This window comes from Romboutsia sp., from assembly GCF_035470145.1.
Taxonomy (GTDB): domain Bacteria; phylum Bacillota; class Clostridia; order Peptostreptococcales; family Peptostreptococcaceae; genus Romboutsia_D.
Genome location: NZ_DATIRC010000426.1, coordinates 1 through 1965 on the forward strand (window position 1 = coordinate 1; position 1965 = coordinate 1965).

Below are 1965 nucleotides of genomic sequence, written 5' to 3' on the forward strand. Positions count from 1 at the left end.
ACAATATTCCGATAGTTTGAACTGTAAACGCAATGAATAAGAAAAACCCTAATATACTTCCATTTTTTAATACTTCCTTGTTAATATTTTCTTTGATTTTCTTGAAAAATATTATGTTTAATAAAATTGATCCTATTAAAAATCTTAATGTAAGTAACTGTAATGGTGTTAAACCTCCATCTAACGCTAACTGAGTTCCTGCAAATCCACTTCCCCAAATCATAGCTACTAGAACTAGACCAAATTCCCCTATATACCTTTTAATCAACAAACTCGCCCCCTATAACATTTATTTTTTAATTATGTTCTATTTTGAAAATATTTTGTTGTAATTTATAAAAATTAATTAATACAATTATAAAAGACTATATTGAATTTTTTCAATACAGCCTTTTACATAAATTTTCATTATAATGTTATTTTATAAAGTCAAATGTAAGTGAATATTTATAATCTCTATGTGACCCATATCTTATCATCCCAATAACAGTCATCACAATGTATGCTATAGTAACTATTGGCATTAATATAGCTCCTACTATAACGAATATCAAAATACCTGCTATTATTTCATATATTACAAATGAAATATGAAAGTTTAAAAGCCTTCTTCCATTTTCTTTTATAAAGTCTGAATCCTTACTATATTCTTTCCACACAAAGTATGATACTATAAATCCTATTAAATTAAAAACAATAATTCCACCCGACATCAAAAGCATTATTATATTTTCTCTTGGTATCGATTTACTATAAAGTTCCATGGTTTTCTCCTCTATTATATTTTTAGTTTTAATTGTTCAAAGTGTATCTCATTTTTTTCTCTTGATTTTTTATTTTTTTCTTCTATTATCTGCATCTTCACTAGTAACTTTTTTATGGCTGAAAAACTTTCTGCTGCAATGCTCTTATTGTTTACTTTTAAAAGATATCCAACTGAAGTTTTATTTATATATAATTGTGGTTCATCCATTATTATGGATATTATATTTCCCTGACAATATTTAGCCGCAAATGTATTTTCATTTTTAGAAAATAGCTCTACTAAACTATCCTCTATTTTTAGTTTAATTTTCATTTTAGTACTTTTATTAGATATACCTACCTTGAGCAATAAAGGTTGTAATGATTTCAAATCATTCAATATCACTTGTGAGCCCTTTAAATTTATACAATATCCTCTGCTACAAGCTTCTATTTTTATGTTTTCGCTATCAATAATTACAGAAGATATTTTCCCTTTAGTATAATATATGATATAAGACTTGTTAATATTAGATAATATTTTAATTATCTTGTTTGGCAAATACATATTATTCCCTCTTCTCAAATTAATAATATATTTAACTTTTTTATAAATATTTTTCATGTTTAATAGATAAAATATAACATTTATATCCAATTTTTTCAATAATATTTATTTGATTTGTAGTATAGCTAATATATAAGCATTAGAATTTTATTTACTTAATTTAAAAGGAGTATCCTCTTAATGATAAAAATCATTTTAAGATACTCCTATTCTTACTATTTTACAACTATCTTTATGAACTTTTTCTTTCCTATTTGAACAACTAACTCACCTTGTGCTACTACATCTTGTAAGTCATCTACTTTTTCACTATTTACTTTAACTCCACCTTGTTTTACTAATCTTCTTAATTCACTTTTACTTGGAACAAGCTTATTGTCAACTACTATTTGAGCTAAATCAAAGTTTTCATTACTTGCTTCTACAGTTAATATATCAACAGGTATTTGACCCTTTTGGAATACTGATTTAAATCTTTCTTCAGCAAAATTAGCTCTTTCTTCTCCATGGTATAGCCTTACTATTTCTTTAGCAAGTTCCATTTTTACATTTCTTGGATTAACTCTATCTTCTATTAAATCTGCTTCTATTTTATTAACTACATCAGGATGAACATCAGTTACTAAGTTGTAAAATAGTAAGAATAGTAGTAT

Annotated in this window: 4 protein-coding genes; all 4 read right to left on the reverse strand. The window is 25.1% G+C overall.

The window, feature by feature from the left end; translation table 11 throughout:
• Window positions 1-268: EamA family transporter (locus VLM92_RS16755; protein WP_325277462.1), on the reverse strand; the 268-nt coding region annotated here is incomplete at its 3' end.
• 148 nt (window positions 269-416) lie between these two features.
• Window positions 417-764 carry a DUF4870 domain-containing protein gene (locus VLM92_RS16760; RefSeq protein WP_325277463.1) on the reverse strand — a complete coding sequence of 116 codons (348 nt, stop codon included), beginning with the start codon at window positions 762-764 and terminating at the stop codon, window positions 417-419.
• Window positions 765-778: 14 nt separating this feature from the next.
• Complete coding sequence (locus VLM92_RS16765; protein WP_325277464.1) at window positions 779-1312, reverse strand: hypothetical protein; 534 nt, start codon at window positions 1310-1312, stop codon at window positions 779-781.
• A gap of 215 nt (window positions 1313-1527) precedes the next feature.
• Window positions 1528-1965 (reverse strand): S4 domain-containing protein (locus VLM92_RS16770; RefSeq protein ID WP_325277465.1); only part of this gene is annotated, 438 nt, incomplete at its 5' end.

What these genes read in the sequence shown, in the direction of transcription:
- VLM92_RS16765 (WP_325277464.1), bottom strand. Translation starts at nt 1,312, where the DNA reads ATGTATTTGCCAAACAAGATAATTAAAATATTATCTAATATTAACAAG.
- VLM92_RS16760 (WP_325277463.1), bottom strand. Translation starts at nt 764, where the DNA reads ATGGAACTTTATAGTAAATCGATACCAAGAGAAAATATAATAATGCTT.